A 22306-nucleotide genomic window follows, 5' to 3' on the forward strand; every position below is an offset into this window, starting at 1 on the left:
AACCCAGGGGCAGGGGCCCCGGACTCGAATCGAGCCCACCCCATGCACCAGAGCCCCCTCAAGGCCCACGTCCGCCTCGACACCCACCCGCCCACCCCAGCGCCGTTACCGCCTCCCTAACGGGCACCCACCACCGAACCGCCCAAGCCATGCTCGCCGCGCGCGCACGGGAGGTGCGCGCCTCTCTCCCCTCTCACTGTCGGCCGTTCTGGTTCGGTCCCAGCGCAAATGTCAGTGCCGCGTTTTAGCGTGAACACCAAGTGGAAAAAGGGCGATTGGAGCCTTCGGGGTGATCTTTGAGGAGCCACGGGCGGTCTACGAGAGCATTACCTCACGCATGAAGGCGCTGGCGGTGGTCCGCCCGCTACTGGCGCTCGACAGCAGCAAGGCCAAGGCCGAGCGGGGGTGGGAGGGCTACCGCCTGGCTGAGCTGGCGCTGGCTGCGATCGATGTCGTCACGCTGCGCACGGACATGCGCACGGCGGTCCGCCAGGAGACGGTGGTGGACCATGTGTCCGAGTTCGCCGCGCTGCAGCTGCCGGGACGCCCGGCTGAGGAGTACCGGGCCGTCGCGCGCTGGGTGACCGAACGGCTGATCAACACCGAGGAGCGCGACCGGGCGTTCCGTCACGCGATCGGCAGCGTGATGGACGAGGGGTTCCAGACCCGTATGACGTCGTTCCAGATCCTCAAGGAGGTGCCTGACCATGTGGGGCAGGCGGCGCTGATTGCCACGGATGCGGCGATCACCGTGCTGGTGCATGCCATCGACGTGGACATCGCTTCCGAACAGATTGCTGCCGAGGCCAAGTTGGAGGCGCTGCTCAAGCGTGCCCGTATCGGCGAGGCGTGGCAGATCGCGCACACGGCCCGTCTGCAGAGCATCCGTTACGCCAAGGACATCCATGGGCGCATCGAGGCGATGAAGCGGAACGTGCGGGCGGTGGACTGGGATACTGAGGTCAAGGAGACCGTCGACGATGCACTGGAGCACGTCCGCAGCCGCTCCGCGACTGAGCAGCAGCTCAAGGAGCGAGTCGACCAGCTGCTGGAGGTCACTGACGACGCGCACAAGCGTCGGCAGTTGGAGGGGCTGGGGGCGCTGATCGTCGAATGCATGCAACGGCATTCGGTGCTTATCGACATGTTGTTGAAGGTCGGCCCGGAGTACCGGCGCCAACAGGACCGCCAGGTGTTTGTGGCCCCGACGCTGCACGCCCGGGTGCACATGCACGAGCAGCTCCTGCAGCCGGTGATGGAATTTTCCCTGGATGCCTGCCTGGAACCCTTGGAGGCGTTCACCAGGGCCGTCCTGGGCCCGCAGCAGCCCCGCGTGATGTATCTGCCGGACTATTTCGAGGCCCTGGCCCGCGTCAGCGAATCGGCCGCGGGGGACCTGGTACCGGTTGCACAGGACGACGACCCAGGCGACAGCGAGCACACGGCCCTGTTCAGCGACGCGCAGCACGAGGCGGTGGACGCCCTGCTGGACACGGCCACCGACCAGGGAGTGCGGCTGTCCGCGCTGCTGGGCTCCGCCCGCCTGCCCGGCTCCGGCATGGGTCCTGAATCCGGCACGGACGCACTCCTGGCGATGCGCGTGCAGCAGCTCTTCCGGCGGGTGCCGGTGCGTCAACTGGCCGTCGGTGAGCCTGCCGTCGTGGCTCTCGACGACGGCACCGAGCTGGTGGACGAACGCTTCGGCGGCAGCGACTTCCTGCTGATCCGCGCCCAATCGCAGCCCTCGGTCCCACCCGGACCATCCGATGCCCCCACCGACGACAACCGGCTGTCGTCGGTGACGCCCATCCCCGACCGTGACCAGGAGAGCGCGTGAGCCAGCACGAGGACATTGCGGACGCCGCCCGGATGGTCGCCCTGGCCCTGGCCCGTGGCAAGGCACCGGCCCGCTCCGGGGAGTACGCGCGGCTGGTCCGGCGCTTCGAGACCGAACCGGACTTCGCCCAGATCGTACGGAAGATCGCCCAGGGCTTCGACCTGACGGTGCTGGAGGTCCACCGCATGCCGGGCCTGGTTCTGGGGACCACCCCGGAGACCGACTTCGCCGTCTCGGTGGCCGACCTGGTCCCTCAGACCGCCGACCGGCCGCTGTATCTGCTGGCCCAGCTCGCCATCGCCGCCCTGTCCTTCCCCCGGCCCGAGGACCTCGACGACGACGAGTACGTCACCCGAGTCTCGGTCAAGCAGGTGGACGAGGAGGTCCGCTCCCTGGCCCGGGCCATCGAGCACCGGCTTGCGCAAACCGACGCCGACACCGATCCCCCGGCGGACCAGCCCGGCCTGGAGGGACTATGGCGGGCCTATCTGCGGCGCAACGCCACCGGCACCACTCGGGCGGACAAGACTCCCAGGACGGTGACCTACTCCCTGGTGCGCCGGGCCCTGACCCACCTGGCCGAGCACGGCTTCGTGCGCAAGGTGAGCGACGAGGACGCCGGCACCTACGCCACCAGCGTCAAGTACCGGCTGCAGATCCGCGACCAGGCCGCCGGCGACATGCTGCGGGAACTGGCGGCCCTGGGCGTGGCCGCCCTGCCCTCCCGCGACCAGGCCACCACCTCCGAGTCGGCGGCAGACAGCGCTCTGAGTGCCGATGACACCCTGCCGGGTTCGCCGCTGCCCACTGACCTGCCGTAAGGACGCCTGCCATGTATGAACTCAATCGGATTCTGCTGCGCAATTTCGGCCCGGTCGACGCACGGTACGAAGACGTCGCCCTGGACTTCTCCGGCGCCGGCCCGGAGGTGGAAACCGCTTCGCTGATCCCGGCCGCCGGCCATGTCACCCACCGCCCGGCCCCGGCCAACCTGATCATGCTGCAAAACGGCGGCGGCAAGGGCGTACTGCTGACCGGCATCACCTGCACCACCATCCCGCACCGCCACCAGGATGTGGAGACCCTGCGCAACTTCACGGTGTCCCTGGCACAGCCCTCTCACGTGGTTCTCGAATGGGCCGACGCGAGGACCGGACGCCTGCTGGTCACCGCCCAGATCCTGGCGCCGGACCGCGAGGGGAAACTGCACCGCCGCTTTTACAGCTTCCACCCGGCCGCCGCCCTGGACGCCGACCGTCTGCCCTTCCACTGCGACGGGCACTGGCTGCCGTTCGAGGACTATTGCACCGAGTTGCGGGACGTACAGCGCCGCGTCGACGCCCTGGAACTGCGCATCGAGGACGGCCAGGAACGATGGGAGAAACACCAGCGCACCCTGGGCCTGCAGCCCGATCTGTTCGACGTGCAGCGCCGGATGAACGCCAAGGAGAGCGACGCGGCGGCGGCATTCACCACCACCACATCCGACGCCTTTGTGGACTGGCTGCTGCGCAAGGCCACCGACGACGACCAGTACGCCGAGCTGGGCACCGCCTTCCACTCCTACGCCCATGCCCACGACCAGCGCGCCGCATGGGACAAGGAACGACAGTTCGCCCTGACCATGCAGCGAGCCTGTGGGGAGGTCGCCATCCTTCACCAGACCCGGCAGAAGACCGCCCACGCCGCCGAGAGCGCGCAGCAACGGCTCGTGCACCTGACCGCCACTGTCCAGCTCCGCGAGCAGCAACTGTCCGACGCGCTCACGGTCCACGCCGACGCCATCACGGACACCTACCGAGCGCACGAGGAGGCAAAGCGGGCAGCCGAGCGGGCCGAGCAGCGCGTGCACCACGTACGCCATCACGCCAGCGCCCTCGAACTGGCCACCGTCCGGGCAAAGCAGCGCGGCGCCGAGCAGGACAAGAAGGAGACCGAAGCCGAAAAGTCGGGCTGGGAGACGGTCCCGGTGGCGCTACGCCATGCGCATGCTGTGGACGATCACACCCGCGCTCAGGAAGCCCTCAGCCAGGCAGAGCGCACCGCCGCGCCCTACCTCCGGGCCGTCCACCAGGCAGCAGCCGACCTCCGTACTGGGTACGCCCGCGCCGAGGCCGCCGCCCAGGACAAGGTCCGCCGACTGGCCGAGGCCAACCAGCAGACCGAGACCGACATCGAGCAGTGGCAGCACCGCCGCGAACAGCTCCTTGAAGACACCGGCGCGGCCCAGGCCGATCTCCGCACGCTCCGCGAGCAGATCGACTCCTTCACCACCACGCTGGGTCGGGCGCGCCATGACCGGCTCGTCGAGCCGGACGAACTAGCCGGGGACGCCGCAGCCCGCGCCGAGGCGCACACCCGCCACCTCGACCAGCTCATGGACGAGGCCAAACAAGCACGTCAGACTGCCCGCACCGGGCGGGACCATGCGCACCGGCACCTGGCCGACACGCAGCAGCAGGCGCTGTCCGACCGTGCCGCGGCTGATGCGGCGCTCGCCCAGACCGACCGGCTGCGCAAGCAGGCCACGGCGGTCCAGTCCCTGCCGCTGTGCGCCGACCTCCTCGAAGCCACGCCCGACGAGCTGCGCGCCGTCGACGCGTTGGAATGGCTCCATGAGCATGCCACCGTGCTGGGGGAGGCCGCCGGACGCCGCATCGCGAACCTGGAGACCACGCTCACCGGGACCCGCCTCGGCCTGCGCGAGGACCAGGACCTGCTCGACGTGCTCGATACGAGCGGGGGCCTGCACCCGGCCAGCGCTGCCGTGCGGCGCCTGTGTGAGGACCTTGTCACGCACGGCATCTCGGCCTGGCCCGGCTGGCGGTGGATGCACGACAACGTGCCCGCCGACGCCCATCCCCAGGTCATCCGCGCGCACCCCGACCTGGTCGGCGGGATCATCGTGGGCGGCGCCGATGGCCTGGACGCCGCTCGCCGCCACATGGAACAAACCCGTCCCCTCCCGGCCGCCGCTGTGACCGTGGGCACCGGCGAGCGCCTGCTGCGCCCGGGCTCCTGCGACGACGACCGCTTCGTAATCGAGCCCTCCCCCGCCCTGCACGACGAAGACGCCGCCGAACGCGAACGAGGCGAGGTCACCGCGCGCATCACGGCCGCCACCCGCCAGCTGCAAGACCTCGATGCGCGCCTGGCGGAGGCCCGGGAGCTGGAGCGCCACCTCGCCAACTGGCTAGAAGCCTGCGCGCAGATGCCCGTCCCCGACCGCCTCGCCCAGCTGAACGACTTGCAGACCACCGCCGCCGCGTCCGAGACCGCCACCCAGGAGGCCCGCGACGCGGCCGAGGGTCACGACGCGGCCCTACACGAGGCGGAGCAGGCGTACGAGGTCCTCGTCGACCGGGCCGGTCAAGCCCAGCGCGCCCTGCACGTCCTCCGGCAACTGGCCGGCGCCGAGACCGAGGCCGGCCAGGCCCGCGACCGCATCTCCGCCCTGACCGCGCAGTGCCAGGAGTGGCGGACCGAAGCCGACGATTTGCGTGCCGCGTGCAAGCGGGCCGAAGCGGAGCTGCTGCGCCGCGCCCAGGCCATCGAAGCCGCCCGGCAGGAGGCCGACAGCCATGCCGAGAGCCGTCGGGCCGTCCCCGCCCCGCCCCGCGGCGACGCGGCTATCGAACCCGACGCACCGCACGAGCCTCTCCCCGTGCTCAAGCACCGCTACGAGCAGGCCCTGGACGAGCTGCGCGCCGTCCAGGTCGGGGAAGACCAGCAGCAGCGCGCCGCCCGCGCCGAAGAACACCTTCTGACGTGCCAGAGGGAATGGAACCAGGTGCCCGGGCCGATTCAGGCGCTCGCCCAGAAGTTCAGCGCGGACCCGCGGGCCACCGACGAGGTCCAACGCCACGCCATCCTGCGCGACGTGGCCGGACAGCTCACCGACCTCGACGGCCGGCTCAACGCACTGCGTGACAAGGAGAGCGAGCTGAAGGTCCGCACCGATCACCTTAAGTCCGCCGCCGCGGCAGCACCGCTGACCGGCGAGGAGGCCGCCGCCTGGACGCCGGCCACCCTGGAGGATGCCACCGCCCTGAGTGCCCGCGCGGCACGGGAGCTGGAGGAAGCCCGTACCACGGAGCGCGCCGCGTCCGAACGCTACAACGGCGCCCGCCGCAGCCAGACCAACAGCAGCCGCGACCTTGCGGCGTTCCGGTCCGTCCTGCCGCGCCTGGAAAGCGCCGCCCACGGTCTCGACCTGCCCACCGCCGCGGAGCCCTATCCGGGCACCGCCGAGGCTGCCGAGACAGAGGCCCGGCAGGCCACCGAGGAATACCGCACCTGCCACCAGGCTGCCCGCGACGCCGACCGCGCTCTGGAAACCGGCGTCAGCCGCCTCAAAGAGGAGGCCGCCGACGTCCGCTTCGAAGGACTCGACATCCCGCTGCGCACGCAGATCTCCGCCCTGGGCGGCGCGAAGATTCCTGCCCTGGCTGAGAACTGGACCCAGGCGCTCGGCTCCCGCATCGCCGCACTGACCAGCGACCTGGATGCCATGGCCAAGACCCGCGATGCCCTCGCATCCCAGCTCGGCGCCCACGTCACCGATCTCCTGCACCGCCTCGACCAGGCCAGCCGCTTCTCCGCCTTCCCCGACGGCGACGCACCCTGGGCCGGACAGAAATTCCTCACCATCCGCTACAAGAAACCCGACCAGCAGCCCCTCGCCGCCGCGATGCGCGAAACCGTCGATGCCCTCGCCCAAAACCCCCGCACCCGCAAACTCAAAGGCATCGACGTCGTCCTGCGCTGCCTCAAGGAGGCCGTACCGCGCGGATTCACCGCCGAGGTCATGAAGCCCAACGCCGCCCAGCGGATCACCCGCGTGCCCGTGGAGAAGATGGGCACCACCTTCTCCGGCGGTCAGGAACTCACTGGCGCCATCCTCCTCTACTGCGCCCTCGCTGCGCTGCGCACCTCACCCGGCCCCCGCAGTCGTACCCGCAACGGCGGACTGCTGCTCCTGGACAACCCCATCGGCCGCGCCAACGCCACCTACCTCGTCGACCTCCAGTTCGAGATGGCCGCCGCCCTGGGCATCCAGCTCATCTACACCACCGGCCTGAGCGACGAGGAGGTCACCGCCCGCTTCCCGATGTGCATCCCGCTGCGCAACGACGCCGAAGCCCGCGCCGGCCTGTCCCTGATCCGCCTCGACGAGCGCATCCGCCACGCCCTCGTCCCCTCCCCTCGCATCGTCCCCGACGACAGCGCCGCCGTCCCGTCCGGCTACCTCCACTCCGCACGCCTGTACACGAAGGAGACCCCCGCTCAATGACCGCCGGTTCTCCCCCTCCGCTCCCGCCACTGTCACCCGCGGCGGCCAGCCTCAGCGCCGCGCTGCAGGCCCGGGCCGAGAAGGCCACCGTGTCCCGCGCCACCCTCGTCGAAGCATTCACCGCAGCCCTGCCCGGCCTGGCCAGTGGCGAGCACGCGCGCACCGCGCTCGCCACACTCCTGCACGAACTCGCCGACCACCGCCTCCTCAACCTGCCCACCAGCAGAGCCCACTGGGACGCCGGCCGACCACGCCTGCCCGAACAAGTACGTCTGCCCGCCACCACCCAGGCGACGCCGCGTGCACCGCGTGAACCCGTCTCGTGGCGCCCGGAACTCGACTGGGCCTACACCGCCCGTCTCACCGCCGCACAGACCGAGGACCTCCTGGCGTGCAACCGCTGGTTCCGGGACAGCAGCAACGCCCCCGACCGGCGTACGCCGATCCCGCTGCGCGAGCGGTCCTACGAGATCTTCCGCGACGAGAAACGTCTCGACGCCCTCATCTCCGGCGCGCTGTTCGCCCCCGGGCGCCTCACCCTCGATCAGCTGGCCACCTACCGCCAGCCGCCCCCGCTCGCCCACCACCAAGTCGGCGACGGCGACACCCTTCTGGTGGTGGAGAACAGCGACACCTATGCCACCCTCCACGACCTGATCGCCAAGCAGCCCGGCCGCATCCGTTTCATCGCCTTCGGGGCCGGACGTTCCTTCGAAGCCTCTGTCAGCCGCCTCACAGAACTATCCGGCATCCACCGCATTTTCTACTACGGCGACCTCGACGCCGACGGCCTGGCCATCCCTGCTCGCGCATCCCTCACCGCCCTCCAGCACGGCCTGCCCCCGATTGAACCGGCAACTGACCTCTACCGACTCCTCCTCGGCCACACCCCCACGCCCTCCGCTCTCGTTGCCGACGACCGTGCCCAGACGCTCACTGCCTGGCTGCCCGCGCCCCTGTCGACACAGGCCCACGATCTACTCACCGCCGGCCAGCGCCTCGCGCAGGAAGCGACCAACCGCAACCAGCTCTCAATCGACTCCAGTTGGCGCACTTGACGTCTTGTTGACGGCCGCCGCCGACCCCGGCGTACACCACCGGAGGTCCCGCCCCATGGGTGAGGGATAGAAAGTGACGATCGAGGGCAGGGCGGCATCTATTCCAGCAGGGGGACCCAACCCGAGTGTCTTGGTCGAGATCGCGCGGGGGTGCGGGCGGAAGCCCGCACTGACGAGCCCTCGCCAAGACGACCCTTCCGTAATCCGCTGACCACGGTGTTCGCGAGTCCTGAAGACTTGCAGCGGGCCGTAGCCAGGTCGGAGATACTGGTGTTTCTGTGACCCCCTGCGGCCTGATGCTATCCCCATGTGCCTAGGTGGTTACGCTCCGGCAGTGACGGCATTGGTGAAGGAGTCTGCCCAGGTGGCGACGGCGACGGAGTATCCGCAGGGATCGGCGAGCAGCACCCCGAACACGGCGGCCGTTCCGCCGGTCCCGGAGCCGGGACAGGTCGTCAAGGTCCGGGGCTCCACCTGGGCCGTGTCTGATATCCAGAAGCAGGGCCTTCCTCGTAGCCCCGCAGACGAGGGCATGCCGGGACTTACCCATGTGGTCAGCCTGCAGTCGCTGGACGAGGACCGGCTCGGGCAAGAGCTGACGGTGGTCTGGGAGCTGGAGGTCGGGCACACCCTCGCCCCGAACCAGGGCCTTCCGGAGACTGTGCGGGCGGAAGCGTTCGACGACCCGAACACCCTCGCCGCGTTCGTGGACGCGGTCCGCTGGGGTGCGGTCACCTCGGCGGACGCCAACTCCTACCAGGCCCCCTTCCGCAGCGGCGCGAACGTGGAGGCATACCAGCTGGTACCGCTGAGCCGGGCTTTGCAGTCCTCGCGTACGAACCTGCTGCTCGCGGACGACGTCGGCCTGGGCAAGACGATCGAGGCCGGGCTCGTCGTGCAGGAGCTGCTGCTGCGGCATCGTGCACGATCCGTGGTGATCGTGTGCCCGCCTAGTCTGTCGCTGAAGTGGCAGGACGAGATGCGGGAGAAGTTCGGCCTCGACTTCGTCATCGTCAACAGCGAGTTGATGGCGAAGGTGCGGCGGAGCCACGGGCTGAACGCCAACCCGTTCCGGCTCTATCCGCGCGTGATCGTGAGCATGGCGTGGCTGCCGTCACTGCGGGCACAGCGCCTGCTGCGCGACGTGCTGGCCGATGTACGCAGCGCGAACACGGCCAAACGGTACGCGTTCGACGTGCTGGTGGTCGACGAAGCGCACCATGTGGCGCCGGCCAGCCCGACGACGGCACCGGGGCAGCGCGGATACGCGGTGGACAGCAAGCGGACGACGGCGACGATGCGGCTCGCGGAAGCGTGCGAGCACCGGCTGTTCCTGAGCGCGACACCGCACAACGGCTATTCGGAGTCCTTCACCGCCCTCCTGGAGATGATCGACGGTCGCCGGTTCACCCGCGGCGCGAGCATCGACGAGCAGGCACTGAAGGAGGTGATGGTGCGGTGGCTGAAGACCGATCTGCCGGACAAGGGGTTCAAGACCCGGCAGGTGAAGCCCCTTCCGTTCACGCCGTCGGAGGAGGAGCAGCAGCAGTTCGCGAGGTTGGAGCGGCTGCTGGCGGACAGTGCCCGGGCGAACGGCAAGGGCTCGGGCGGCGACATCGTCGCGATGCTGCTGAAGAAGCGCTTCCTGTCCAGCCCCTGGTCCTTCGCCCGCACCCTTGAGCTGTACGAGGGCGCGGACGGGAGCGACCGGCAGCTTCGGATGAACGACGAAGACCAGTACTACACAGAGGTGCTGGGCAGCGGCCAGTCCGACGAAGAAGAAGGCGCGGCCGAACACCCCGAGTTCACCGCGCTGCGCCACTCCAAGGGCTCAGACCCTCTGGTCGCGGCCACCAGCAGCGAGATCGCCTCGCTCATCGAGTGGGGGCGCCGCTATGAGCACAAGCCGGACTCCCGGCTGGAAGAACTCCTGAACTTCCTCGCCGCGGTCTGCCGGCCGGACGGCACCCACTGGACCAATGAACGTGTCGTGGTTTTCACGGAGTACGCGGCCACCCTCGAATGGATCGAGCGCGTCCTGCGGCAGCGCGGCTACAACGACGTACTGGAGGTCATCCAGGGCTCGACCCCGACCGAGGAGCGGGAGAAGATCCGCGCCCGGTTCACCGAGAGCCCGGACAAGCACCCGGTCCGCATCCTGCTCGCCACCGACTCCGCAGGCGAGGGCATCGACCTGCAGACCCACTGCCACCGCCTGGTCAACTTCGACATCCCCTTCAACCCGTCCCGCTTGGAGCAGCGCATCGGCCGCATCGACCGGTACGGGCAGACCAAACACCCGGAGATCTTCCACTTTGTGCCGGTCTCCAGCTCCACGACGTACGACGCGGACATGAAATTCATGGGGATCATCGCGACCAAGGTCGGGCAGGCCACCAAGGACCTCGGCAAGGTCAACCAGGTCATCGACGCCGAGGTGCAGGAACACTTCGCCCCCACCCGTACAAAGCGCAAGGCCCGGCCGACTGCGCCGGACGACGGCAACGAGGTAATCACCCGCGTGCTGGCCGGCGGAATGGAGCTGAACCGCCAGCTCACCAAGCTCTCAGAGACGTACCACGAGAGCAAGGCCGCCATGCACCTCACGCCCGCAAACGCCCGCCGGGTGGTGGACACGGCACTCACGCTGACCTCGCAGCCCCCGCTCATCGAGATCGGCGACGACCGCACCGAAGCACAGGTCTTCGAGATCCCGAACCTCAGCCGCTCCTGGCAGCCCGCCCTGCGTGGCCTGGACACCCGCCTCGAGCCTGGCGTCCCGCGCCCCATCACCTTCGACGACCAGGCCGCGCAACACCGCACCGACCTGGTCCACATCCACCTCGGGCACGCCCTCATGCAGCGCGCCACCCGCACCCTACGCTCCGCGTTGTTCAGCACGGACTCCCCGGTGAACCGGGTCACCGCCGTCATCGCCCCCGGCCTTCCCGAGTCCTGTGTCGCCGCCGTCTCCCGGCTCGTCCTGGTCGGACGCGGCGGGTTGCGTCTGCACGAGGAGGTGTTCCTCACGGGCGTCCGGCTGCGCGGTCAGGCCCTTGCCGAGTCCAAGGTCGAACAGGTCCTCGACGAGACCCTCGACGCCGCCGATCTGCTCCTCGCCGATGAGAAGGTACGTGCACACCTCGCCGAGCAGTGGAACGACGACGGCTCCCGGCTGCGCACACGCCTTCTGACCGCAATGGAACGCAAGAGCGCCAGCCGACAGGAGAAGGTCACCGAGGCACTCACCCAGCGCCGGGAAGCCGACATCAAGCGCGCCCACGAGATCTTCGGCGCCTTCCGGCTCAACCTGCGCGAGTCCCGTGACCGCCTGGAGCAGGAGATCCGCGCCGAGGAAGAGCTGCTGTTCACCGACGACCAGCAGAAGCAGCGACGCCGGGACCTGCACCACATGAACGAGCGTCTCGACAGCCTGGACGACGAGGAGGCACGCGAGATCGCCTCGATCCTGGAACGCTACAGCGACATCAAGCCCTACGTATCCGCCGCCGCGGTCGTGTTCGCCCTCACCCCCGAAGACGCGAAGAACGGAATGGTCAAGGCATGAGCCGCCGCTACCCCCCGACCGCCGCCGCCCTGCACCGCGCCTGGCTCGAACTCGTCGACGCCGACGGCCCCTTCCTCGCCGTTCCCGCCCTGGAACGCGTCTACCCTCAGGGCATCCCCCAGCCCGACTCCCGGGCGCTCGACGCCATCAAGGACGCCAAGCCCGCCTTCGAGAAGGCATGGGAGAACTGGGACGAGCACCCGGGCGACGAAGCCGCTCTCGCCCTGTACCGCGAGGCCCGCGACACCTGGGTCGACCTCGTCCTGCGCCAGGGCCTGCGCTGGGGCGCCTCGTACACCGTGCCCGCCCCAGCCGCCGCCGAGGTCCGCTCACCCGACTACACCGTCACCGTGCGCGCCGACGGAGCCCTCGTCCACGGCGACACCACCGGCGCCCTCGTCCTGATCACCGACCCCACGGACTCCCTGCGCGACCCGCTCACCGACGGCTGGTCGGCCAGCCCCATCGACCGCATGGAAGAGCTGCTGCGCGCCTCCGGCGTCCCCATCGGCGTCGTTACCGACGGCCGCTGGTGGGCGATCGTCAGCGCCCGCCCCCAGACCATGGTCGCCTCCGGCATCGTCGACGCACAGACCTGGATCGAAGAGCCCCAGACCCGCAACGCCTTCATCGAACTCCTCCAGCGCCGCCGCCTGGTGGGCGGCAAACAACAGGACCGACTGACGGAACTCTTCGGCGAGTCCGTCACCGCCGCCGAGAAGATCACCGAAGCACTCGGCACCCAGGTCCGCCGCGCTGTCGAACTCATCGTCCAAGCCCTGTCCGAAGGCGCCCTGGACGCACAGCGACGCGGCGAGCCCGACCCGCTGCCGGCGGCAAGAGGCGAGGTCTACGAGGCCGCCGTCACCGTCATGATGCGCGTCGTCTTCCTCCTCTTCGCCGAAGAACGCGGACTGCTGCCCCAAAGCCGCCTCTTCGCCATGGGATACGGCATCAGCGATGAACTCGACCGCCTCGACGCCCGTGAGAAGGAAGAGGGCGAACAGGCCATCGACGCCACGTTCCTGACCTGGCACCGGCTCCTGGCCACCTCCCAGGCCCTGTACAGGGGCGCAAGCTTCGAAGACCTGCGCCTGCCCGAGTACGGCGGCTCCCTCTTCGACCCAGCCCGCTTCCCCTTCCTCACCGCCTGCGACTCCCAGGACACCCTGGCCATCACGGTCAGCGACCGCGTCATGCTCGAAGTCCTGCGCGCCGTCCAGATCGCCCAACTGCCCGGCGGAGCACGACGGATCTCCTTCCGCGACATCGACGTCGAACAGATCGGCTACATCTACGAGGGCCTGCTCGGCTACTCCTGCGAACCCGCCGAAGAGATCATCGTCGGACTCACCGGCAGCGCGGGATCCGAACCCGAGATCCCCCTCGCCACCCTCGAAGAACTCAGCCAGACCAAGCACACCGAGACCGCGCTGGCCGACGCGATCCTCGCCTGGATAAAGCAGCACCAGCCAGCCGCGAAGCCGTCCAGCAAAGCCGCCCTCACCAAAGCACTGAAGACGGGCGACACCCTCGACGACACCGAGATCGCCCTGCGCGACGTCACCGACGACCCCGAACTGCGCGACCGACTGCGCCCGTACATCGGAATCATCCGCCGAGACCTGCGCAACCGACCGCTGGTGGTCGAGCCCGGCGGCGTCCTGCTGGTGGAGACCCCCTCGCGCGCCTCGGCCGGCGCGCACTACACGCCCCGCTCGCTGGCCGAGGAAGTCGTCCGGTACGCGCTGGAACCTCTCGTCTACTCGCCCGGACCACACCAGACCGCCGACCAGGACGGCTGGCGGCCCATCGACTCCGACCAGATCCTCGACCTGCGCATCGCCGACATCGCCTGCGGCTCCGGCGCCTTCCTCGTCGCAGCCGCCCGCTACCTCGCCGACCGGCTCGTCGAGGCATGGCAGCGCCAAGGCGAAGCACGTGGAAGGACACCGCACGACCTGCACGTCCACGCCATAAGGACCGTCGTCGCCACCTGCCTGTACGGCGCCGACATCAACGGCATGGCCGTGGAGATGTGCAAGCTGTCGCTGTGGCTGGTGTCGCTGGACCCGAAGCTCCCGTTCTCGTTTGTCGACGACAAGGTGCTCCACGGCAACGCCCTGCTCGGCCTGACCAACGCCGACCAGCTGCGCCGCCTTCACATCGACCCCGCCGCGGCCGGCAACCAGTTCAGCATCTTCGCCCTGGACGTGGACGACATCCTGGACCAGGCCAGTCGTTTGCGTCGCCAACTGGCCACCGAGGTCGATGACAACGACCCGCAGCGTTCGGCCGCTACGAAGCGACGGCAGTTCCGCCGGTACCAGGAACTGACGGCGCAGCTTGCTGACGTCGCGGACGGGGTGATCGCGTCCGGGCTGCGGTGGGGCGGAAAGCCAGGGAAGCAGTTGAAAGCCGCATACGAGAACTTGCGCATCGCGGTGGAGACCGCGTACCCGGCAGACGGCGGGGGCGCGGACCGGATGATGCTCGACAGCATCCAGGAGGTCGGGCTCACTCCGACAGTAGCGACGGATTACGAGCGGTGGAAGCCACTGCACTGGATCCTGGCCGTGCCAGATGTGATGGAGCGGGGTGGGTTCGACGCGGTCATCGGAAACCCGCCGTTCCTGGGCGGGACTAAGATTTCCGGAGCGCTGGGCGGAAACGTTCGGGATTGGTTCAGCAACGTACTGGCAGGTGGACGCGGTGGCGGCCGCGCAGATATTGTGGCTTATTTCTTCCTTCGCGCTAAGGAAATCTTGGCTTCGAAGGGCAACCTCGGGCTAATTGCGACCAATACTATTGCTCAGGGTGACACCCGAGAGACGGGTCTCGACCTCATCGTTAGCAACGGGTTCACTATTACCCGGGCAACACAGAGTCGTCCATGGCCTGCCGTAAGTGCCAACTTGGAGTATGCGGCAGTATGGGGAAGTATGAATGAGGTCCCGGCAGAGGTGCCGCGAATGGCGGATGGCGTCCCGGTCAGGCGTATCTCGACCCTACTGGAGGCAAGCGGTCGAGTCGAGGGGCATCCTGTTAAATTGCTCGAGAATCGAGGCGTAACATTTGAAGGATGCAAACCTTATGGCGGCGGTTTCGTAATCACGCAGGAGGAGGCTGCGGACTGGCTGAAGGCGGACGCCAAGAATGCCGAGGTCCTGTTCCCGTACCTTAACGGCGAAGACTTGAATTCTCGCCCAGATTCGTCGCCCTCCCGCTGGATTATCGACTTCAATGATCGCACGGAGTCTTCCGCCCAGAAATACGCTCTACCGTTCAATCGGATCCTGGAAGAAGTCAAGGGGGAGCGGGCACGAAAGTCCAAGGCGGTGAGAGATGCACCATGGTGGTTGTTTTTCAGGGCGCGTCCGGCCATGAGGGCGGCGATCTCGGAGTTGAGTGAAATGCTCGTTCTGACGAGGCACTCCGTGACTGTTATGCCTTGCAGGGTCCCAAAGGGGCCCATCCCTAGTGAGGCCACCGTCGTCTTTGCCACAGAGTCCTTCTCTGATCAGGCGGTTCTGTCTTCGAGTCTGCATCAGTTGTGGGCGATTATGTACGGGTCGACCATGCGGGCAGACATTCGCTACACCCCGTCGGACGTATTTGAAACTTTTCCGCGCCCGGTATGTAGCGATAGGCTATCCGAAATGGGGAGGGTGCTTGATTCGGAGCGGCGAAGTATCATGCTCCGTCGCGGCCTGGGATTGACCAAGCTTTACCATTTGGTGAACGACTCAAACATTGATGGCTCTCTGGACGCCGACGTCGCTCGTCTCCGTGAGATTCACGTCGAGCTCGACCATGCGGTCATGGCCGCCTACGGCTGGGACGACGTCCCACTGGGCCACGGCTTCCACACTTACCGCCAGATCGAGCGCTGGACTGTGAGCCCCACTGCCCGGGTGGAGATCCTCGACCGCCTCCTCGAGGAAAACCATCGTCGCGCTGCCTCGCAGGGTGTTGTCAGTTCCACCGACAACAATGAGGCAACCGAGGAAGAGGAGGGCGACGAGTGACCACCCCCCGGCGTGACGGCGCCCAACCCGCAGCGGCACCGGGCACTCCCCAGGCCCTGGCCTATCGGCTCGCTCTCGACCCCGACGACCGTTCCTGGACGGCCCGCGAGAATCTGGTCGACATCCTGGAGCGTGAGCTCCTCGGCCCGGCCAACGGCCCGGACGAGATCCTCGACGGGGTCCCTGACTCGGCGTACCTGATCGGCCGGATCGCTCCCGTGCGGCTCACTGCTGGCGACGACGACCCCGGCGAGGCTGGATCGGACGACGCTGCAACTGACGTGGGCGACGCCGTGGACGCTGCCGAGAGCCGGGGCGTGCCGCTCACCGCCGTCGACGACAGCAGCGCGAGCTCGGATGAGGACGAGGTCGAGGACCAGCCGCAGAAGCGTGGGCTGATGATCCCGGCGTCGATGGGGCTGCGCTTCCAGATCCCTGACGGTCTCGACGAGTTCACGGTGACCGCCTCGTGGGGCACGTACGAGCCGGTGAAGGAGAAGCGTGGCGAGGGCACCGAAGACGGCGGGGGCGAGGGCGCGGCACCCGCTCCGGCTCTCCGTCGTTTCCAGCGCACTCCGCACGCCATAGCGAAGGCGATCAAGGTTGCCGCCCTGAAGCCGTCCCGTACGACCGAGATCGTGCTCAAGGACAAGGTCTTGCTCCGGGTGGATCGTTATGACGACTCCGAGCGTGGCTGCCGGCTGATCGAGGTGGCGTTGTGCAATGACCGGGAGACGCCTCGCAAGATCCCGGTCGAGGCGTGGCTATATCAGACCAAGCTGTCGGTGTCGGCTGGTGGAGCTGCGGTGTTCCTGCCGGTCAATGATGTACTCCTGGACACGCGTGAGGAGCCGGACGACGAGCTGCGGCGGCTTCGGCTTCAGTACCGCAATCGTCTGGAGTTCGCCCATGGCCGGACCTGCTCGGTGGACTGGGAGGTAGCCGAGGGAGCGCGCCGGGCCAGTGAGGTCTGGACGACGTGGTTGCCGGTGAGCGAGACGCCGCAGACGGCCGCCGAGGAGATCGGCGCGGCCCTGCTGGACATGCGCAAGCTCCAGGAGGCGTCGACCGACGAGCTGCGTACGGGTCTTGAGCCGATCGTCGCGGGTTACACGGCCTGGCTGGACGGCGAGAAGCAGCGGGCCGAGGCTCTTCCGGAGCATCTGAGGTCCGAGGGTCTGGACGCGGTCACCGAGGCGCGCCGGGTGCAACGCCAGCTTGAGGAGGGTCTGAAGCATCTCCTCGGGGACGAGGAGGCGTTGCGCTGCTTCCGGTTCATGAACCGGGTGATGGCTGATCAGCGTGTGCAGTCGCAGGTCGCGGAGCGGCGGGCGAGTCGGCCGGAGGAGAGCATTGACGAGGCTCGTGAGGCGATCCTCGCGGAGAAGGGGGCCCTGGCGCATTCGTGGCGTACCTTCCAGCTCGCCTTCGTGCTCATGCAGTTGCCGTTGCTGTCCGACCCGGCGGCGGAGAAGCGGTCGGGGGATCTAGCCAAGGCGCAGCTGTTGTTCTTCCCGACTGGTGGTGGCAAGACGGAGGCGTATCTGGGTCTGGCCGCGTACACGTTCGCGATCCGTCGCCGCCAGGGCGTCGTGGATGCCTTCGACGGTCCGTTGGACGGGCGGTCCGGGGTCGCTGTCCTCATGCGGTACACGCTGCGCCTGCTCACCGCCCAGCAGTTCCAGCGCGCCACCGCCCTGGTGTGCGCGGCGGAGCTGGCGCGGCGCGATGATGAGGCGACGTGGGGGGAGGAGCCGTTCCGGATCGGGCTGTGGGTCGGTACCGATGTGAGCCCGAAACGGTACGACGAGGCCGCCGAGCAGTTGCAGAAGGCCCACGGGGGCCGTGGCTACCGGCTGACGGTGCTGCAGATCCAGCGCTGCCCGTGGTGCGGGACGCGCGTTGAGGCGCGCGATGTGCGCACGGAACCCGCGCTGCGCCGGGTGTACGTGTACTGCGGGGACGAGCTGGCCGACTGCCCGTTCGCCGACGGCGGTGAGGTCCCGGATGGGCTGCCGGTGCTCACCGTGGACGAGGAGATCTACCGGCTCGCGCCGGCGTTCGTCATCGCCACCGTGGACAAGTTCGCCCGCCTGGCGCGAGAGGGCGAGGCCGCCTCGCTGTTCGGGCACGTCTCGCGACGCTGTGAACGGCACGGATTTGTGCATCCCGACTATCAGCAGTGCGGCATCAAGGACGGCAGCAAGCATCCCAAGAAGGACGGCTTGCCGGCGGCCCCCGTTCACCCGGCCACGCGGTTGCGGCCCCCGGATCTGGTCATTCAAGACGAGTTGCACCTGATCACCGGGGCACTCGGCACGACGGTGGGCCTGTTCGAGGTGGCCATCGACGTGATGACCGACTGGCGGACCAAGGACGGGCGCCCGGTGCGTCCGCTGCTCGTCGCCTCCACGGCCACCGCCCGTAACGCGTCGGAGCAGGTGCGCGCGCTGTACGGACGCGACGTCACCATCTTCCCGCCACAGGTCCTGGACGCCGGGAACACCTACTTCTCCAAGGAGATCCCGGTCTCCCAGAAGCACCCGGGACGCCGGTACGTCGGGATCAGCACCACCGGGGTGCGCCTGACCACAGCGGAGATCCGGGTCGCCGAGGTACTCCTGGCAGGCGGGCAGCTGCTTCTCGACCGCTCCGGCCGCGTGGCCGATCCGTACATGACCCTGGTCGGCTACTTCAGCGCCACCCGTGAACTCGCCGGCATGGCCCGATACATGAGCGACGACATCCAGACCGCGCTCGCCAAGGGCCGCCCCTGGTCGAAGCTCCCCCGCCGCACCGGCACCGACTACGGTTCGCTGCACGTCGCCGAGCTGACCTCGCGCGTGGCCAGCGCGGACATCACCGCGACCCTGGACCAGATGGCGGCAGCGTTCGACCCGGGCTTCGACTCCACCGCGGGCAAGCGCAACCGGCGCGCGCTGCGGGAGGCGAAGAAGCCGGAGCCCACGCGTGAGGTCAATCCGTACGACGTGGTCCTGGCCACCTCCATGCTCCAGGTGGGTGTGGACGTGACCCGCCTCGGCCTGATGCTCGTGGTCGGGCAGCCGAAGAACACCGCGGAGTACATCCAGGCGTCCTCCCGCGTCGGCCGTACCGCGGACCGGCCGGGTCTAGTGGTCGCACTCGGGAACTGGGCGCGGCCGAGGGACCTCGCCCATTTCGAGCAGTTCCGCCACTACCACGAGACGTTCTACGCCCAGGTGGAGGCGCTGTCGGTGACCCCGTTCTCGGTGACCTCCCTAGAGCGCGGCCTGGACGGCGTGCTGGTCAGCGCCGCCCGCGTCCTGCAGGCCGCCAAGGCCGACCAAGGGCTGTCCCCGGAGGACGGGGCGGCCCGTATTGAAGCCGAGCAGCACTTCGCGGGCGAACTCGTAGACGCCCTCGTCCGTCGCGTAACGCGGGCCGGCGACGAGGACGCCGCCACCCGTGCCCGCCTGCGCCTGGAAAACCGGCTGGACCAATGGGGCAAGCGCCGCAAGAGCCTCATGGAGGACCGCAAGTCGCTGGTGTACGAGAGGGTTCTGGACGACGGTCGACACGACGCGCTGATGATGAGCGCGGAGAACGCCAAGGCGGGCATCGACACACGTGACGCCGCGCCGTTCATCGTGGCGAACTCGATGCGCGAGGTGCAGCCGGAGATCAACCTACTGGTGAGCCCGATCAAGGAGCGACTGGTGTACCGCGCACCCGACCATGCCCCTCAGTGGAAGATGCCGGAGGACAACTCGTGAGTGACGAGACGCGCTTCGTCTACGACGTCGCCCACGCCGTCGACCCGCTGGGCGACCTGGAGCAGGAGGCGGAGAAGGCCACCAAGCACAACCGTGCCAAGGTCGGCTCGGCCCGCCCCTCCTCCCTGCTGTACACCTACGGCCCCGGCGCGATCATGGACTTGCCGCAGTTCACGATCATGCCCACCGGCTTGGACGACTGGGATCGCATCTGGCGGCGCCGCGACTCCGCACCCCCGCAGATCCACGCTCCACGCCTGCGTGACGTGGTCCGCATGATGCTGCGTTCGCCCGACGTGCAGCTACGGCCGTATCCCTGGCAGCCGAAGAAGCACAGCCGGTCCGCCGAAGGCAACGACCTCGGAGTCCCCTCCCGGGTCTTCCCGCAATGGCTGCGCTGCACGGGCTGCGACATGCTCGGACTACTCACCCAGTTCGACTACCGCAACACGCACCCCTTCCGCACCGACCTGGCCGTCTTCGAGCACGCCAAGTGCACGGGCCGCGCGGGCGCCGGCGCTCGTAAGCCGATGCGCCGCACCGCCATCCCGGCCCGGTATCTGTTGGCCTGTGTCGACGGGCACCTGGACGAGTTTCCGTACGACCTGTGGGTGCACCGCGGACAGCCGTGCAGCAAGGCGGAGCTGCCCGCCCTGAAGATGGTCGACCGGACCGCTGGCAAGGGAGCCTCGGCAGTCATCCACTGCGCGTCCTGCGACATGCGGCGGCCCATGAATGAGGCCCAGGGCGAGGCTGGCAGGGCGAAACTCCCGCAGTGCCGCGGACGCCACCCCCACTTGGACGCCTTCGAGCCCAAGGGCTGCCGCAACGAGACCCGGCTGATGCTCGTCGGCGCCTCCAACCTGTGGTTCCCCGCCACCCAGTCGATCATCGTGATGCCGGAGTCTCAGGAGGAGAAGGCCAGCGACCTGGCCGACCGGGTCCGCACCGCGCTGGGTGACAAGCTCGCCAAATACCGCGACAACCTGGGCATGATCCGGGACCTGCTCGGCATGGACGGCGGCGTCGACGTCACCGGCCTGTCCGACCACGACCTGGAGCAGGTCCTGCAGGCCGCCTCCGCCCCCACCGACACCCCGGAGGAACAGGAGGAGAAGCTCCGCGACTGGGACCCGGTCGACCTCCTCGTCCCCGAATGGCGCTACCTGCTGCGTGACATCGTCGGCACCCGCGTCGAAGACCCCAAGAGCGGACTCACCCTCGCCACCCGTAATCGGGGCGACGCCCTGCAGCCTGAGATCACCCGTGTACTCGCGGTCGAACGCCTCCGCAAGGTGAATGCCCTGGTCGGCTTCACCCGCATCGACGACATGGACCGCGTCGGCGACCTCCCGCGCCGCTTGGCCCCACTGACGCGCACATCCCGGCCGAGCTGGACCGTGGCCACCGAGGACCGCGGCGAAGGCATCTTCCTCCAGCTCGACGAGAACGCCGTCGCCGCATGGGAGAAGCACGTCCTGGACACCGACCTCTGGAAACTCCATCGAGAGGCACACCGCAGAAACTTCGAGCGCCGCTTCTCCGACACCGCTGGCCAAATCGACCCCGACAGCCGCCTGAAGCCCCCGCGCTACTGGCTCGTCCACACCTTCGCCCACATCCTCATCCGCGAACTCGCCCTCACCTGCGGCTACTCGGCTGCCAGCCTCAGCGAACGCCTCTACGCCTGGCCCGCCGCCGAAGGCCGCGACCCCGCGGCCGGCCTTCTCATCTGCACCACCGCCTCCGACAGCGACGGCACCCTCGGCGGCCTCGTCCAGCTCAGCGAGCCAACACGCCTCCAGCGGGTCGTCAACAGCGCACTGCGCAAGGCCACACGCTGCTCCTCCGACCCCATCTGCTCCAAGCGCACTCCCCAGGATCCCGAGGACTTCCTCCACGGCGCCGCCTGCCACTGCTGCGTCATGGCCTCGGAGACCTCCTGCGAGCGCGCTAACCGCTTCCTCGACCGCCGGTTCCTGCTCGACCTGCCCGGCAGCTACCTCGGTTTCTTCCAGGCCCATGAGTGACGCGGACGCGCCACGCCGGCTCGGCCGGCTCCTGACCGGAACCGAGGCCAAGGACATAGCCGACCGCCTGGCCGACGGCGACACCTTGACGACCGCACTCAAGGTCGTCGCGGTCGGCCAGCGAGCAGAAGTCCGGCGGCTACTGGAGGCCGTCGGCGGCGGTCCCGGAACGGCAGCCCAACAGATTCTGGTCCTGAGGGCGATCGAGGGGGCACGAGCACTTCCGACCGCACTGTCACCGCTGTGGACCATGCCCGGACACCTCGCCCAGAGCGGACCGCTTACCACCTCGGTCACCCGCCTCATCGATAGCGCCCGCCACGCGATCACCTGCTCGACCTTCAACTTCCAGCGCAGCTCGGCACTCTGGACGTCACTTCGAACGTCCGCGCAGCGCGACGGCGTTGCCGTCCGCGTCTACATGGACACTCGGGCCGCCGACGGCAGCGGACAACACTGGTCACCAACGACCTCGGAGGTAGCTGAGCACCTGGCCCCGGCAGAGGTCTGGCGCACCAAGGAATTCGACGGCGGCTACGTCCGCAACCACGCCAAGTTCCTCGCCATCGACCACCACCTCCTCCTAGTCACCAGCGCGAACTTCTCCTGGAGCGCAGAGAACAACAACGTCGAGTTCGGCGTCCTCATCGACAACCCGAACCTCACCGAGGCCGTCGAACGCGAGCTGAGGGAGGCGGAGGATTCCCTGTACGAACGCGTGTGACGTCGGCTTCCCG

The 22306-nt window shown here is 68.5% G+C and carries 9 protein-coding genes; all 9 read left to right on the forward strand.

Going from position 1 to position 22306, the window contains the following annotated elements:
- The first annotated feature begins 289 nt into the window (after positions 1 to 289).
- The 9 genes from ACIP94_RS14620 (at position 290) to drmC (ending at position 22293) form a co-directional block, all read left to right on the forward strand.
- Complete coding sequence (locus ACIP94_RS14620; RefSeq protein ID WP_402424557.1) at positions 290 to 1837, forward strand: hypothetical protein; 1548 nt, start codon at positions 290 to 292, stop codon at positions 1835 to 1837.
- On the forward strand, positions 1834 to 2658 hold the full coding sequence (locus ACIP94_RS14625) for a hypothetical protein (RefSeq protein ID WP_402424559.1): 825 nt from the start codon (positions 1834 to 1836) through the stop codon (positions 2656 to 2658). Before ACIP94_RS14620 ends, ACIP94_RS14625 begins: the two co-directional genes overlap by 4 nt.
- Positions 2659 to 2669: 11 nt before the next feature.
- Positions 2670 to 7130, forward strand: coding sequence for a hypothetical protein (locus ACIP94_RS14630; protein ID WP_402424562.1), 4461 nt, complete (start codon positions 2670 to 2672; stop codon positions 7128 to 7130).
- Complete coding sequence (locus ACIP94_RS14635) at positions 7127 to 8188, forward strand: Wadjet anti-phage system protein JetD domain-containing protein (protein WP_402424565.1); 1062 nt, start codon at positions 7127 to 7129, stop codon at positions 8186 to 8188. The genes ACIP94_RS14630 and ACIP94_RS14635 overlap by 4 nt, the downstream gene beginning before the upstream one ends.
- A 334-nt stretch (positions 8189 to 8522) precedes the next feature.
- On the forward strand, positions 8523 to 11756 hold the full coding sequence (gene drmD / locus ACIP94_RS14640) for a DISARM system SNF2-like helicase DrmD (protein ID WP_402424568.1): 3234 nt from the start codon (positions 8523 to 8525) through the stop codon (positions 11754 to 11756).
- Positions 11753 to 15784 carry an Eco57I restriction-modification methylase domain-containing protein gene (locus ACIP94_RS14645; protein WP_402424571.1) on the forward strand — a complete coding sequence of 1344 codons (4032 nt, stop codon included), beginning with the start codon at positions 11753 to 11755 and terminating at the stop codon, positions 15782 to 15784. Before drmD ends, ACIP94_RS14645 begins: the two co-directional genes overlap by 4 nt.
- Positions 15781 to 19539, forward strand: coding sequence for a DISARM system helicase DrmA (gene drmA, locus ACIP94_RS14650; RefSeq protein WP_402424574.1), 3759 nt, complete (start codon positions 15781 to 15783; stop codon positions 19537 to 19539). The genes ACIP94_RS14645 and drmA overlap by 4 nt, the downstream gene beginning before the upstream one ends.
- Positions 19536 to 21569, forward strand: a complete 2034-nt coding sequence (drmB, locus tag ACIP94_RS14655; RefSeq protein WP_402424577.1) for a DrmB family protein — start codon at positions 19536 to 19538, stop codon at positions 21567 to 21569. The genes drmA and drmB overlap by 4 nt, the downstream gene beginning before the upstream one ends.
- The gene (gene drmC, locus ACIP94_RS14660) at positions 21562 to 22293 is read left to right on the forward strand and encodes a DISARM system phospholipase D-like protein DrmC (RefSeq protein ID WP_402424580.1); all 732 of its coding nucleotides are present in this window, start codon (positions 21562 to 21564) and stop codon (positions 22291 to 22293) included. The genes drmB and drmC overlap by 8 nt, the downstream gene beginning before the upstream one ends.
- Positions 22294 to 22306: the final 13 nt, after the last annotated feature.

Source organism: Streptomyces sp. NPDC093261 (genome assembly GCF_044753645.1).
Lineage (GTDB): Bacteria > Actinomycetota > Actinomycetes > Streptomycetales > Streptomycetaceae > Streptomyces.